General features: G+C 63.0%; 15 protein-coding genes and 1 pseudogene. 9 read left to right on the top strand and 7 right to left on the bottom strand.

The features are described from left to right. Positions 1-285 precede the first annotated feature (285 nt). Together PKE75_RS03400 and PKE75_RS03395 are read left to right on the top strand one after the other, a co-directional pair. Positions 286-1,062: a hypothetical protein gene (locus PKE75_RS03400; RefSeq protein ID WP_271167297.1), complete on the top strand. Its 777-nt coding sequence runs from the start codon at positions 286-288 to the stop codon at positions 1,060-1,062. Between the two features lie 192 nt (positions 1,063-1,254). Further along, entirely contained in the window at positions 1,255-1,632 is a 378-nt protein-coding gene (locus tag PKE75_RS03395; RefSeq protein WP_271167296.1) for a hypothetical protein, read from the top strand. A 21-nt stretch (positions 1,633-1,653) separates the two neighbouring features. Here the strand turns inward: PKE75_RS03395 and PKE75_RS03390 are convergent, their stop codons facing one another. The 7 genes from PKE75_RS03390 to PKE75_RS03360 all read right to left on the bottom strand — a co-directional run bounded on the left by PKE75_RS03390 (position 1,654) and on the right by PKE75_RS03360 (position 7,818). Then, positions 1,654-2,349 (bottom strand): hypothetical protein, encoded by a 696-nt coding sequence (locus PKE75_RS03390; RefSeq protein ID WP_271167295.1) that lies wholly within the window; start codon positions 2,347-2,349, stop codon positions 1,654-1,656. Beyond that, complete coding sequence (locus tag PKE75_RS03385; protein ID WP_271167294.1) at positions 2,334-2,651, bottom strand: DUF2188 domain-containing protein; 318 nt, start codon at positions 2,649-2,651, stop codon at positions 2,334-2,336. The genes PKE75_RS03390 and PKE75_RS03385 overlap by 16 nt, the downstream gene beginning before the upstream one ends. 475 nt (positions 2,652-3,126) lie before the next feature. Next, a complete protein-coding gene (locus tag PKE75_RS03380; RefSeq protein WP_271167293.1) occupies positions 3,127-3,528 on the bottom strand; it encodes a hypothetical protein in 402 nt (133 codons plus the stop codon). A 1,017-nt stretch (positions 3,529-4,545) separates the two neighbouring features. Then, positions 4,546-4,869: a hypothetical protein gene (locus tag PKE75_RS03375; RefSeq protein WP_271167292.1), complete on the bottom strand. Its 324-nt coding sequence runs from the start codon at positions 4,867-4,869 to the stop codon at positions 4,546-4,548. Positions 4,870-5,014: 145 nt separating this feature from the next. Continuing rightward, complete coding sequence (locus PKE75_RS03370) at positions 5,015-5,515, bottom strand: hypothetical protein (protein WP_271167291.1); 501 nt, start codon at positions 5,513-5,515, stop codon at positions 5,015-5,017. Positions 5,516-5,875: 360 nt separating this feature from the next. Continuing rightward, positions 5,876-6,445 (bottom strand): hypothetical protein, encoded by a 570-nt coding sequence (locus PKE75_RS03365; protein ID WP_271167290.1) that lies wholly within the window; start codon positions 6,443-6,445, stop codon positions 5,876-5,878. A gap of 1,238 nt (positions 6,446-7,683) precedes the next feature. Next, positions 7,684-7,818 carry a ribbon-helix-helix domain-containing protein gene (locus tag PKE75_RS03360; RefSeq protein WP_271167289.1) on the bottom strand — a complete coding sequence of 45 codons (135 nt, stop codon included), beginning with the start codon at positions 7,816-7,818 and terminating at the stop codon, positions 7,684-7,686. 240 nt (positions 7,819-8,058) lie between these two features. Between PKE75_RS03360 and PKE75_RS03355 the strand changes: the two genes are divergently transcribed. The 7 genes and pseudogenes from PKE75_RS03355 (at position 8,059) to PKE75_RS03325 (ending at position 13,992) form a co-directional block, all read left to right on the top strand. Beyond that, positions 8,059-8,328, top strand: coding sequence for a hypothetical protein (locus PKE75_RS03355; RefSeq protein WP_271167288.1), 270 nt, complete (start codon positions 8,059-8,061; stop codon positions 8,326-8,328). Between the two features lie 54 nt (positions 8,329-8,382). After that, a complete protein-coding gene (locus PKE75_RS03350) occupies positions 8,383-9,624 on the top strand; it encodes a tyrosine-type recombinase/integrase (RefSeq protein WP_271167287.1) in 1,242 nt (413 codons plus the stop codon). Beyond that, positions 9,600-9,884: pseudogene (locus tag PKE75_RS03345) on the top strand (terminase large subunit); the annotation flags it as partial. The gene PKE75_RS03350 and the pseudogene PKE75_RS03345, both read left to right, overlap by 25 nt. A gap of 12 nt (positions 9,885-9,896) precedes the next feature. After that, positions 9,897-10,094, top strand: a complete 198-nt coding sequence (locus PKE75_RS03340) for a hypothetical protein (RefSeq protein WP_271167286.1) — start codon at positions 9,897-9,899, stop codon at positions 10,092-10,094. Further along, entirely contained in the window at positions 10,094-11,404 is a 1,311-nt protein-coding gene (locus tag PKE75_RS03335; RefSeq protein WP_271167285.1) for a phage portal protein, read from the top strand. Before PKE75_RS03340 ends, PKE75_RS03335 begins: the two co-directional genes overlap by 1 nt. Next, positions 11,401-12,543, top strand: coding sequence for a signal peptide peptidase SppA (gene sppA, locus PKE75_RS03330; protein WP_271167284.1), 1,143 nt, complete (start codon positions 11,401-11,403; stop codon positions 12,541-12,543). Before PKE75_RS03335 ends, sppA begins: the two co-directional genes overlap by 4 nt. 99 nt (positions 12,544-12,642) lie before the next feature. After that, positions 12,643-13,992, top strand: a complete 1,350-nt coding sequence (locus tag PKE75_RS03325) for a phage major capsid protein (protein WP_271167283.1) — start codon at positions 12,643-12,645, stop codon at positions 13,990-13,992. Positions 13,993-14,048: the final 56 nt, after the last annotated feature.

Raw genomic sequence — 14,048 nt, 5'->3', positions numbered from 1 at the left:
GTCGAGCCGGTGAGTTCGTCGCTCGTCAGTCGCACATGCTTGCTGTGATCCATGGCTTCGCTCCGTGATTAGGTTGGTCTCTCCTAACCTCATCGAGCCGCCAGCGTTCCGCGAAGGGGTAGGGGGGGTCGAAAGTCCACAGCCCTAGGGGCCCCCGCCGCATCGGGTGGCATTCACACATTTTCCGTTTTGCAGGGAAAAAAATATATGGGCACCTCAGCGCCTCAGGCTCCGTCATTTCTCAAGGCTTCCGAGCGTCGACTATGGTCGAAAATCGCCTCTGAATTGGCTCAAAACGGGCTCGAAATCGGGCCGCGCGCGGAGCTCCTGACCGATTACGTCGGGATCGAGGCCCGCATCGCCGCGATGGAGAAAGAGACCAAGAGCGACGATGGGAAGATCCGCATGGCCGCGCATCGGGCGATCTCCGTCGCGACCGCGGAGCGGCGTCGGCTGCATGCGCGTCTGTTCGTGGGCGGTCGGAAGCCGAAGCCCGATCCGCGCGCGCCGGCGGAGGCTGTCGAGCAGGCGCCGGGCGTCGAGCTCGACGAGCTGTCGTGGGCGTTCCTGAACGACGCCGTGGGCGACGTCGACGAGGATCAGAAGTGGGCGCTGTTCGGCCTGTGCTGGGACGACGCCTGGTTCGCGCCAAGCCGGCGGAAGACGCGCGATCTATGGGCGGAGTTCGGGCCGGCGGTGCTGAAGCGGTGGATCGTCGACAAGCCGGGCACGCGGCCGTGGTGCTGGTGGAAGTACGAGGCGCCGGAGCAGCGGCGGCGGGTGGGCGGCACGGGCACGCTGAGGTGCGAGGCGCATGGAGGCAAGCCGCTGGTCCGGATGGGGCTACCCGAGGGCTGGATTATGCCGAACGATCTGCGGTGGCATCCCTTCGTCGGCCGCGGTTTCCAGGGCTTCGACGTGGACGACCCGCCGACGTTCGAGTCTCAGGCGGCGTTTCTCGAGCGGCATGGGCTGCTCGTGGCGGGCGAGCGGAAGAGGCTGAAGGCGGCGGACTTTGTGTCGGAAGCCATCCGGGCGCCGCTGGAGAAATCCTTCGCCTGAGGCTTCCACTCATCCACGGTGCCCAACCCGTTCCAGTGGCGTTGGAGGAGGCTCCGCTGCTGTTGATCCCTCTTGGCATTTCTCCGTCGGTACTCGGCTGCGAGCCTGGAGAGCGGAAGAGGTTGCCGCGCTGACCTCGTCTGCCTAGCATTGAGGCTTATAGCGATCTTAGCGAACGGGGTCTTTGAGGCGATGATCAATGACACGCCTTTTGGTTCTTCTCAGCAGATCAAGCAGAAAATTCAGGCCGCTTATAAGGCGGCGGTTCAGAATAGCTTCATGTCTAGGAGCAGGTCGCCAGGGATCGACCAGTTGTTTCGCGGGGTAAGACTCTATGGTCACGACGCCGGAGTAGACTTCGCCGAGACGCACTTGAGTTCGATAATCCAAGAGGCTCTTGAGGAGGCAGGCTGCAAGGAACCGTCGCTGACGCTTGAGACTTACGACTTTGGTGTCGCTGCCATCGCAGGCATGGCGGCAATCCTTCGGGAGCGGACTGCACTCAAGGTTGAGACCACTCGATCGGCTATCACGCTTATTTGGGCGGTGCCTAATCCGGGTCTGATTTGAAGGATCTTGCGCTTGTGCTCGTCATGCTACGGCGACGACTGGATCAACCGGCGCGGGCGTCTCTTCCGTCAGGCTAGCTACGTATTCAGTGATCATGAGGTTGAAATCGGCGAAAAGCAGCTCGTCGGGTGCCATATTCTTCTGACCGCTCAAGACAGGAAGGAGCGATCGAAAGGTTTCGTACTCGCCCAAGATAGCCTGGCCGCCTCCGGCGTGAACTCCTCCAGGCAGGTGCCGAAGCCACGCGGAGAGTTCGCTGATGAGCTTTGGGATGTCACCGTCGTGCGAGTGGATATCTTGGCCGCTGATATCCGAAATGAAGCGCAGGTAACGGTACTGCTCGCGGTCGAACACGATGCACTTCTTTCCAGCCTGGTCGTCTCGGCCAAGGTGATGGGCACCGAACCACAACCCGAGTTCTAACGGCATGTTAAAACGCGGCAGGGGCGGGTTGCCGCTTACTTCAGTACGCGAGATGTCGTGAACGCCGTAGCGACACTCACTGATGATCTTAATAATCTTTCCGAAGCGGTTTTCGGCCGCGTCGTCTGTTTCTAAAGCACACCGAGCCCGGTAGCCTGAACGAACTACAGTGTAGACGATCGCATTAAAGATTGCTTTATACTCGGCATCGAACGGACAGTTTATAAAAACATCGAGAGCCGTGGCTGCTCTCTTCAGTATAGATCGCTGTGCCTTTGTCAGGTTTTGCGCCATGTGCCCCTCTTGACACCGGGCCCTTTTCGAACGCGCTTGGCGATCGGAGCTTTATTTGGCTCGATCTCTTTCGCCCTGGCTATAGCCTCCGTCTGCGTGTCTGTAACCGCGCTCGCCCGCTTAGCGCCCGGCTTTTTCACCTCAAAGCGTCCATCTTTCCGCTTCTGGATTCTCGGGGAGTCGCTCTCTCGCAGTAGCGGCTTATCCGCTCTTGAGACCTCTTCAATCGCCTTCGCGATGGCGCGCCTCACCTCGGCCGCCGTAAAGGTCTTTGATTTCGTCTTGGGCGCCAGCACCTTCACGCCATCGTAGGTCCTGCCGACGGTCCTATAAGACGAAGGTGTCTTAGCGGGAGGCGATTTTGCCATCGCTCAGTTTCCGGCTGGAGTGAGAGGATTTCGGTTAGATCTCATGCCTCTTAGGCTATCGACATCGATGCCTGATGTCATGGCGGCAAAGCTTGATCCGAGGCTCGCGACAATCCTCATGCTGAACGAGACCGCGGCAACCGATAGCGGATGACAAGCGTCGCCCCGTCGCCTTTCGGAGGCGCCGACAGCTCGGCGTCGCCCGGCTCCATCGCCGCTCGCATGGCGCGGCAGCACATCGGCATGCGAGGATCCACACCGGGATAGCCGCCGACCTCACGATGCAGATCGCCGGACGTCACTTCTAGCTCGGTTTGGCCGTCTCGCTCCGCGTGCGCCAGGCGCTCGGCGAGAGCTCGGCGGAAGTCCTCCGTCTTAGGCGTTCGCGCGGCCGGCAGGGCTCCAGACATCATCGAAGCTCGAGCGCGTAGCCGCCAACGTGGCGCGCCACAACGTCGAGCGAAGGGTCAATGTCGGCGGGCTTCGCGCCCGAGCGCCTCATCGCCCGGACGATCCGCTCGCGGGTCTCGTATCGAGAAAAGCCGGGCGTCGCCGGCATTCGGAAGCTGGCCTGAGCGGCGCGGTCTAGGCCGTAAGCTGCAGCGTCCAAGTTCGCGCAGTCGACCACGCGCGGGATAGCCTTGCTGGCCGTCGCGTAGCAGGCATTGAGCATCGCCAGGACGCCCGCCATGCCTCGGCTGCGGTATGCAGCTTCAAGACGCGGATCGAGGTTCTGCGCGCGAGCTTCGAACGACGCCGTCAAAGCGGCGGCTAGAGCCAACGGGGCGACGAGGGCGGCGAACGAGCGCATGGGCACGACCGTAGCCTGCCTGAAAGCGCACGCAAGAGATCGCTGCTACCTTACGTAGAATCCCGTCTGCAAAGCTCCGCGGGCATGCGTTAAGCGTCGTCGGTCGATCAACCACTCGGGTTGCAGGCTTGGCGCGAGATCGTGGGCTCATCTTCTTCCTGGCAGCGGCCGCGGCGGTAGCGCTCGCGGTGCGAGGCGGCACGCCGGCGCCGCAGGCGGACCACGCGGCACCCGCGCCTGCCTCTACCCGCACGGCGGCCGCGCCGGTGCCAGCACCCGTCAAGAGCCAGGCGAGCGCGCCAGTCGCCGTCCGGCTCGCGGACTCGCCACAGCCTTCGTCCTCACCCGCTGAAGCCTCGCCGGCAGCGCCGAGCGCGGATGCCCAAAGGCCGCCGATCGCGCGGCGTGCCGATCGTCCGGCGAAGCGCGCTCCGGCGGTACGAGAAGCCGCGCTCGCGCCTGAAACGGCCGGTCGGAACAATCGCGCTACCGCCGAGCGCCCGGTCGAGATCCAGCCCCCTTCAGCGCGCTCGCTGGCGGCTGCAGCGGCAATCGCCGCGCTCATCGTGCGCGAGAGTCGCGCATCCTACCCAGGCTCTTGCGGGTGCCCGGATGATCGGGACCGCGGCGGCAGGCGATGCGGTGGTCGAAGCGCTTACTCCCGTGCCGGAGGCCGGAGCGTCTTCTGCTACGTCGCAGACGTGCCGGCGGGACTGATCGCAACGCGGGAGGCGAGCCGGTAGCGGTGAGTGCGATGATCGCGCGGCCGGTGCTGGCGGCGCTTAGGAGCTCAGAATCGCGTGGATCGTTTGGGCTTTTGGCGGTTTGATAGTCCGCTCGAGCCGTCCTGGGTTGATGAGACAATCACCGCGGCCGGCATGGCGCGCCGCACGCGCCGCGCGATGAACGGCGAGACGGGAGCTGCCGGTCGAGTTCGTGAAGGTGCCCTCGCGGGCCGAGCGGCGACGGATGAAGCGAGCGGCATAGGTGATGGCCGACGTCGCGGTCCTGCTTGCGCTACCGACCTGCGATCATCAATGAGATCGTCGCGTCGATAGCGAAAGACAGGAAGCAGTAGAGCAGGATGACGCCGGCTGTGAACATGACGAGCCGCGCCCGGCTCTCGGAGTTCGGCTCATCATCGACATGGAAAAGCTGCATTAAACCTAACTGCGCGTTGTTCAGGATGTACGCGCTGAGCACCACATATCCGACACTTCCTAAAACAAACGCGAACCAGCTGCCGGTTTTCTGGAAAACGTAGTGGAGCACGCCGAGAACGATGCAGCCCTCAAGAACGTTGAAGACGATCTCCCGCGCGACGGCGGTTCGCCTGACCATCTCCGTCTTCCGTTCATATCGATCCAAGCGATCCTCTTTACACTTGAGCGTGGACGCCCGCCAAAGGCGGAGCCGAGGTGCATCTGCGACGCTGTGTTTTGAAAGCGAGCGCCAAACAGGCCGCAGTCTCGCAACACCCACGCTCTCAAGGCACTCGATGATATAGAGGCACCGCGCCTTCGGTACTCTGATGAGCGTCGTTAGCCCAGATCTTCCACTCGGTGTAGATCACCGAATGATGATCCATCGGAACAAATGATCCGGAAGGCAGGTCGAGGAATCCAGGTCTTCCGCTTCCTTTGCTTGAAGAAATCCTGAGGCCGACGTGATCTTGATCTTTAATTATGACGCCAAATGCCTCGCGAAGAGCAAACTCGCTCGACACGTACGAGTCTTCATTCTCGATGAGTTCAACTACCCAGCCCTTGCCAAACGAATTCACATAGCCGTCAGGAAACTTCTTAAAGAAGAACGGTTCCAGTTCCTCAACGCCCGGCGTGTTCAACACCGCAATGTACATTCTTCCCGATTCGTCCGCATGCAGCTTAAGGCAGAATGCCTTTTTTCCCCCCAGCTCCAGAGAGAACAGCTCTCCGCTCTCTAAGGCTGTCATGCTCTTAAGCACGCCAAGTGAGCCAACAAACATGATTTGCCTCGTGCGTTAATGTATATCGTTGGTCATTTTCCGCCTTCGATGACGGTAAATGGTTCGTGAGGCGACGTATTATCGAAGTCGTCTATTTCAACAGTAATTTTCCCTTGGCCGCATACTATCTCGCACGGACGCCCTTCGCTAATAGTCAAGGTTATCCGCGTCTCGTCACCGGTAATGACCCTAAGCTGCGTTGGTCGCGGGCCGTTCTTCAAGAATGTCATCGCATCCCCCGGGTCCATCCGGTACGATGTACGCGCCCCAGTGGGAAGATCATCTGACATCAATGTCAACTCCGACGAGTTTGCAACTGAGAGTTTGCAACCTAATGTTTCCGAACTGAATAGGGCGATACTAAAATACCGCGATGATCCCACGAAAGATCCAGTAAAGAATTGTCATTAGCCCAACAAGCATTAGTGCCGCACTTGCATATGCGACCTTTTGAGGCCAGACCCGTTGAGGGAAAATAGGAATTTCCTTCACGGACCCCTCGTTATGCCCAATGTAAGTCAGATCGGGCGCGGTATTTCCGGCGTTTATGATCGCTATATTAACGCTCTCGGCGATGTTAATTCTCGGAACCTTTATAATAAAGCGGCCATCTTCGCGCTTAGACGTAGAGTACTCCTTGTGCGGCCAGACCTCGTAATGTTCTGGTTCCCAATTGAAGCTTACCTCGATCTCTTTTGCAGCGGCTCGTCCAGTATTGGAAATCGTATAATTTGCAGTCACAACTGCCGAAAGGCCTCCATCTTTATTCTTTATCATAAAATGGTTGTAGTGGACGCGTCCCCATCTCAAGCGTGCTCTTGCTGAAAGCAGTTTTCCTACGATAGCTAATAGGGTCGAGCTAACGACCGAGTAGATCGTCGCTTGGATTTTCGGATCGGCCGCGACATAGGCGAAGATCGTCTGAAACATCGTGAACCGCCTTTTTTGAGACGGTGTCATATGCGGGATGTCGGCTACAAGGCTGTACCTCCGGTCCTCCACAGTCAGCGCACGCGGACGCAGCGCCGGTCGGGTAGTCCGTTGTCAGCGAGCGGCCTGCGGCGGCCGCCCGTCGGAACGGAACGTTGCGGAGAACTCGCCCCGTGGCGTCTTTGCCGAGCACCATACGCCGGCTCGCCCCTTGAATGGGTCCTCGAAGCGGCAGACGCCGGAGGCGGGCGCCGTTTCCGTTTCACGGCCGGGCACCCCGACGTTTACGGTGCGGACAGCCCAGGCGGCGGACCCGCCGCCGGCGGGCACACCCTCTCCGCCGCGTCCAGCGAACGCCACCGTGTAGCCTGCGCCCTTGAACATCATGAGCGCGGTCCCGTCCGACAAGGTGAAGCTCGCCATCCGGCCGGTGCACGGCAGCCTCCGCCCCTCCGCCACAAGCGTCGAGCAGTTCCCCGACAACTCGAGCGCTCCAGCGGTGCCCTGCGAGAGAACAGGCGTGGTGCAAACGAGGACGGCGAGAGTAGCGAGGGCTGTTCTCATCGGAGCAAGCGTAGACGGTCCGCCGACGGGCGCAAGGCGCTCCGATCCACCGGATAATTCCGCGAAAACCTTCGCGAGAACGAACCTTGGCCGAGCGCGATCAAGGGCTTAGCCGTAGCCGGGCTATAGCAAACCGCTGGCAATTGCTTGAGCCGGGCGTTGAGCGATCAAAGGCTTAGCGACCCAGTGGGCGCCCATAGGCATATCCATTGGGCCCACCGGAAAAGGTCGCGGTCGCAGACCTTTAAGTGACGCGCGAGTTTACCGCTTCCGGCGTGGCCAGGGGTGTCGGTATTGACGACACCCTTTTCTTGCCGACGAAGGGTTCGCCAATTGGCGAAGGCTCGATTAGCGGGATCGCGCTGGTGGGACGAGCGCCGGGGTGCCTCGCGGGACACCGCGCGCGCCGGTTAAGTCATTGATTTTGTTCGGCACGAAATTGTGCCGCCGGCGCGGAGCGGGACACCGACCGGGACAGCCTGGGGGACGGCCTTTCGCCAATTGGCCAAGCCTCGCGACACGATCCGCGACGCTCGGCGCGACAGCCCGCCGGCTGAAAAGGAATGATAGGGCCGGGTCTTGTCCGGCGGCGGCTCGGCCAGGCGCGACAGCGATCGCGACACCGGGTGCGACGCGCGCGCAAGCTCGCGATCCTTGGCGGGGCCGGCGGCTTGTCAGCCCGGCTTCTGCGCCAGCGCCTGATCAACTAACCGCCGGATCGCTTCCGGCCGCGACGGCTTCGGATCGGGCTGCTGAGCGATCCAGGCGTCGAGGGGGTGCAGTAGATCCGGCGGAAGGCGGACCGTCACAGGTACGGCCCCGACGGGCGGCCGACCGCCTTTGCTCTTGGTTTCTAACATTGACAACCCCGAAGAGGGTTAATAATGTCAGAAACTGTCGAGCCGAGCAAGGGACTGGAACTCCCTGGCCCGGCTCTAACCCAAGGCAAGGAAGAGCCCCATGCCAAGAGCTAAAACGCTCAATAGCACAACTGCGCCTAGTGTTCTGTCCGCCCCTGTTCTCGCCCCCGAGCAGGGCAGGGCGCGCCCATGACGACCACCAGCACGAGAAGCGGCAAGCCGCTCCACTTCCCCGGCTCGCTCATCCTGGACGCGACGAGCGTTATCGCTCCGCCGGCGCCCGACGAGCTCGCGCGCATTGCCGAAGAGGTTGCCGCCGAGGGGCTCATGCTCTTCACCAAGCGGCTCGTGGACGGCGCCCGCAAGCGCCGCTTCGACGATCGCTGGCGGCTCGTGAACCGCAGCCGCCTCGAACTCGCGCGTCTCTGCATCGAACGCGCGCTCGTCGAGCAGTTCTGATCAACCGGCCCGGCTGCACGCGCGGCCGGGCCTCCTCACAATTGGAGAGGACAGATGGCGAGCGTGCGTCGACTCAACGCCAAAGACCCGAAGTCGCCCTGGATCTGCGAATACACCGACGCGGCCGGAAAGCGTCGCCGCGAGACGCCCAAGACCGGGCTGAAGAAGGATGCGGAGGCGATCAAACGCCGCGTGGAGACCGAGTTGCAGTCAGGGCAGCACGTCGCGATCAGCCAGACGATCGGCATACGCGACGCCGCCGACCTCTGGCTGAAGTCCGGCGAAGACAAGGTGAGGTCGGGGATCATCGGCGAGTGCACGTGGCGCGGTTTCCGCTCGATCATCGATTCATCGATCATCCCAAGGTTCGGCAACCGCCCGATCAAGGATCTGACCTTCACCGACGTTGAGGCTTGGCATTCCGATCTGTTGCGGCGCCTGAAGCCGGTGACGGCGAAGAACCATCTGCTCGCGCTGAAGCAGATCGAGGACTTCGCCGGAAAGCGCGGCTTCACAAAGCGGAACATCGTCAAGCAGGTGCTGGCCGAGGTGCGCTACGGCGGCAAGAGCCAGATCAAGACGTTCCGCATGGAGCAGGTTCAGCTCCTGCTCCGCCTTGTCGACGAGTTGAACATCACAAATCAGCGGAAGACGACGAACGTCCGCGGCTATTTCATGCTGAAGGCGGCGGTACAGCTCGCGGCCTTTTGCGGGCTGCGGATGGGAGAGATTTGGGGCCTAACCGTCGGGTGCGTCGACATGGAGCGGGGCGTGCTGAAGATCCGGCACAGCCTCACGCAGCTCGACCAGCTCAAGGGACCGAAGACTAAGGCGGGCAATCGGGACATCCCCATGCCTCGCCGGGTTCAGGAGACCGTCGCGGAGTGGTGCCGCAGGTTCTACGTCACGAACGAGCGGGGCCTCATTTTCCGCATGCCCGGAGGCTCCATGGTCACGCCGCGCAACTTCCGGTCCAACTATTGGGTGCCGCTGCTGCAGCGCGCCGGCCTCCACGACGCGGCCGACACAATGCACTTCCACGCTCTCCGGCACTTCGCGGCGAGCCTGATGATCGAACTCGGCCTCCCTTTGACCGACGTCGCGTCGCTGCTCGGGCACGAGAAGTTCGACATGACGCTGCAGGTCTACGCGCATCCGATCGTCGGCGGGAACCGCCGGCACGAAGCTTTCGAGCGGATCGCGTCGGCGCTCGCCGCGCCAGCTGAAAACGACGTAGATGCGACAATGCCGCCTAAACTATTGATTTCAGAGGCTCGCCCAATCGCTACGGCCTGATGAACGCCATCAAAACGGCTGAGCGGAAGCTCGTTCGAGGCACGCTTTGGCACTCTGGTTCAAGCCTGATGACCTGGGCGGTCGGCAACCTGAAGATCGAGCCGACCGCGACTGCGATCCGCGCGACCAAGCAGAACGCCGGCGACGACAAGATCGACCCCGTGATGGCGCTCTTCGACGCCGTGGTGCCGATGTCGCTGAACCCAGAACCGATCAATCTGCGCTCTGTGTACGAAGAGCGCGGCATCCGCTTCGCGTGAAGGATCGCCGCCATGGAAGACGCTGAAAGGCGGCCCGTCTCGCGGCCGATCGCGGTCGATCGCCAGACGTTCCGCGAGCTCGTCGGCATCGGCGGCGCTGCGCTCGCGGGTTACGGAGCGTGGCTGCACTACCCGCCGCTGGGTTTCATGGTCGGAGGGTTCATCCTCGTCGGGCTCGCAATCCTCGGCACGATGCGCGGCGAACCCTGATGGGTCTCTTTTCGGCGATGCTCGCCGCCAATCCGCGCGAGGAAGCGCCGTTCGTCGAAACCTGGTCGCCGAACTCGGACGAAATCCTCGGCGCCATAGGCCCGGAGAGTCGGGCCGGTCGCCGAGTGACGCCCGACATCGCGATGCAGTTCTCCGCGGTCTACGCCTGCGTGAACCTTCTCGCGAAGACGATCGCGTCGCTGCCGCTCCGCATGTATCGGACGGACCGGGCGACGGGGAAGAGCTTCGAGGCGCCCGAGCATCCGCTCAACGATCTTTTGGAGTTCGGGCCGAACCGATGGCAGACCGCCTGGGATTTCTGGGCGATGCTGGTGATGCACCTGCTTCTGCGCGGCAATGCCTATGCGGAGATCATCGCGGGTCCGCGAGGTTTCGCTGATCGACTCGAGCCGATCCATCCGGATCGCGTCGCGGTCGAGCGGCTCGACGATGGATCGCTGCGTTATCGGATCAACGACTACAAGGGCCGGACGCGCTTCCTGCTGCAGGACGAGATCCTGCACATCCGGACGAGCATCGCGCCGGGCCTAGTCGGCATCAGTCCGATCGCCTATGCGCGCGAAACGATCGGGCTTGCGCTTGCAACCGAGGAGCACGGCGCCCGGTTGTTCTCGAATGGGGCGCGGCCATCCGGCGTCGTCACCGTTCCGAAGACGATGTCGGATCCCGCGTTCGAGCGCTTCAAGAAGGAATGGACCGGGCTCTACTCGGGCCTGCAGAATTCGAGCAAGACGCCGATCCTCGAGGATGGCGCGAAGTTCGAAGCGATTAGCCTGACGGCCGAGGACGCGCAGTTCCTCGCGACGCGGCAGCATCAGATCGCCGAAATGTGCCGGTGGTACGACGTGCCGCCGGTGATGCTGCACCACATGACGGGGACGAGCGTCTGGGGGACCGGCGTTGAAGCCCTGATGCTCGCCTTCGTCAGGAACAACCTGAATCCCTGGCTCGCCTGCATCACGCAGGCCGTTCGCCGAGACCTCATACTTGCGCCGCAGATTTACTCGGCGCGTTTCGACATCGAGTCCCTGCAGCGCGGCGACTCGAAAGCCCAGGCGGAATTCTTCTCGCGCCTCGTCCTCAACGGAATCCTGACGCGAAACGAAGCGCGTGACGCGCTCGGCTACAACCCGCTCGCCGGCCTCGACGAGCCTCTGACCCCGACCAACACGACGACGTCCGACAACCTTCCCGGTAACGGCGGCGGAGGGTCGTCCGCAGCGCACGGCGACGACGCCGGCGACGTGCACGCCGACGCTCCCGACACGAGCGAGGAGATCGCAGCATGACGGCCCGGTTTCCCCACCTTCGGGCGGCCATCGTCCGCCATCCCTGGGCGATATTGCCGGATCGCCTCGAGGCGATCGCTGAAGTCATCGAACGCCGAATGGAAGGTGTCCGACTTCCTCCCGAAGAGATTGCGGCCATCAAGGGGTCGCGTGGACCGAACGGATCGGTTTCGCTCTACGCCATGAACGCGGCGGGCATGCCGGAGATAACAGCGGGCCCGCTGGTCGAAATGCGAGGGCAGCAGGCGTCCCCGGCTCAGGGAAGCGTGATCGCGGTCATCAGCATCATGGGCATCATCGCCCAGCATGCCAATCAGGTGGACGATATCAGCGGGCCCGGCGGCACTTCCACCGAACGGCTTGGCCAAAGCTTCCGATCGGCGCTCGCGGATCCCAGCGTCAAGGCGATCGTCTTCAATATCGATAGCCCGGGTGGCAACGTGCACGGCGTTCCCGAGCTCGCCGATGAGATTTTCGAGTCCCGCGGGAAGAAGCCGATCGTGGCGCAGGTGAACAGCACCGCCGCCTCTGGAGCATATTGGCTAGCCTGCGCGGCCGACGAAATCGTCGTAACGCCGAGCGGCGAAGTGGGCTCGATTGGCGTCTACTCCATGCACAGGGATCTATCGGTCGCGGCCGATAGGGAGGGCGTGAAGTTCACCTTCATCTCGGCAGGTAAATACAAGGTCGAGGGGAATTGCTACGAACCTCTTGGAGACGAGGCCGCCGCCGCCATTCAAAGAACAGTCGACGGATACTACGGGGATTTTCTGAACGGCGTGGCCCGCGGCCGCGGTGTGAAGGCCTCTGTGGTCCGTGAGAGCTTCGGCGAAGGGCGCATGGAGCGAGCGAAGGACGCGGTCCGCCTCGGCATGGCCGACAGGGTCGGCACCATGGACGATACGCTGCGTCGCCTCGCTCGGGCAAAGCCGTCGGCTGCTGTGAACGCAAGCGCCGATGAAGCATCGATTGTCGCACACGACGATAACGGATCGCCTCAGCAGGTAGAGGCTCCGGCGCAGGAGACAGACGTCAGCGTCGCGCAAGATCCGGGCGCAGACGCTGCGTTGATCAAGGCCAAAGCCGAGGCCGACGCCTTCCGCCGTCGCCGCCACGCGCACCGCCTTCGGGCCCGCTAACCCGCTCAACTTCTCTGTTCAGCGCCCCACGACCCGGCCGGGCACGTGGGCAGAGTTTCCGCGCCCGACGCAGCCCGGCCCGATCAAAGGAATATCGCTATGAGCATCAAGGCGCTTCGCCAGAAGCGTGCCGACCTCGTGCGCGAAGGTCAGGGCATCTTCGACGCGGCCTCGGCCGAAAATCGCGGACTTACGGAAACCGAGGCGGCTCGCGACGACGCCATCGCCGCCGAACTGACCGATCTCGACGCGCAGATCACGCGCGCTGAGCGTCAGATGGACCGCCAGCGGTCGATTGGCGCCGGAAGCGACGCCAACGAAGGAGCCGACGCCAACGATCGCGGCGGCCGTTCGGATGGCCGCCGGTTCTCCAGCCTCGGCGAGCAGCTGCGCGCGGTCGTTCTGGCCTCGGCGCCGGGCGCAAGCGTGATCGATCCCCGCCTGCAGGCGATCGGTTCGGTCTCGGCGGGCCCCACAGGCATGTCCGAAGGCGTCTCCTCGGAGGGCGGCTTCCTCGTCCAGACCGACTTCTCGAACGAGCTGCTGCAGCACACCTTCGAGGCCGGCGAGATCGCCAGCCGTATCCGCAAGATCCCGATCGGCCCCAATTCGAACGGCCTCAAGATCAACGGGGTGGACGAGACCAGCCGCGCCAACGGCTCCCGGTGGGGCGGCATCCGTTCGTTCTGGACGGGTGAGGCCGGACTGAAGAACGCCAGCATGCCGAAGTTCAAGCGCATCGGCATGGAGCTCGATAAGCTGACGGGCCTCTGCTACGCGACCGACGAACTTCTGCAGGACACCACGGCGCTGTCGTCGTGGATCGGCCAGGCGTTCCAGGACGAGTTCATCTTCAAAATCGAAGATGCCGTCGTCAACGGCACCGGAGCCGGCATGCCGCTCGGGTTCCTCAACGGCGGCGCGACCATCACCGTGCCGAAGGTGGCTGGCCAGGCCGCGGCCACGCTCAACGCGCAGAACATCTTCGACATGTACAGCCGCATGCCTGCGCGGTCGCGGAAGAACGCTGTCTGGCTGGTCAATCAGGACACCGAGCCGCAGCTGCTCGGCCTGTACGTTCCGATCAAGAACGTCGCCGGCACGGAGAACGTCGGGGGCTTCGCGGCGCCCGTGGTGACCTACACGCCGCCCGGTTTCAACGGAAACGAGTACGGGATGCTCATGGGCCGCCCCGTCATTCCGGTGGAGTATTGCGCCACCCTCGGAACGCCGGGCGACATCGTGTTCGCGGACCTGTCCCAGTACCTGGCGATCGACAAGGGTCCGACCCAGTCGGCGGCCTCGATCCACGTGCGCTTCATCTACGACGAGACGGTCTTCCGCTTCGTCTATCGCTTCAACGGCCAGCCGATCTGGCAGGCGCCGATGACGCCGTATCGGGGCGTGAAGACGCAGTCGCCCTTCGTGGTGCTCGCCGCGCGGACCTGATCTCCGCGAGCCCCTGCGTACGGGCCGGCCGAGCGCCGGCCCGTCCTTCTTCCCCC

It is taken from the genome of Hansschlegelia plantiphila, from assembly GCF_027922265.1.
Lineage (GTDB): Bacteria > Pseudomonadota > Alphaproteobacteria > Rhizobiales > Methylopilaceae > Methylopila > Methylopila plantiphila.
Note: the sequence above shows the minus strand (reverse complement) of the source record. Positions and strands in the feature narration are given on the sequence as shown.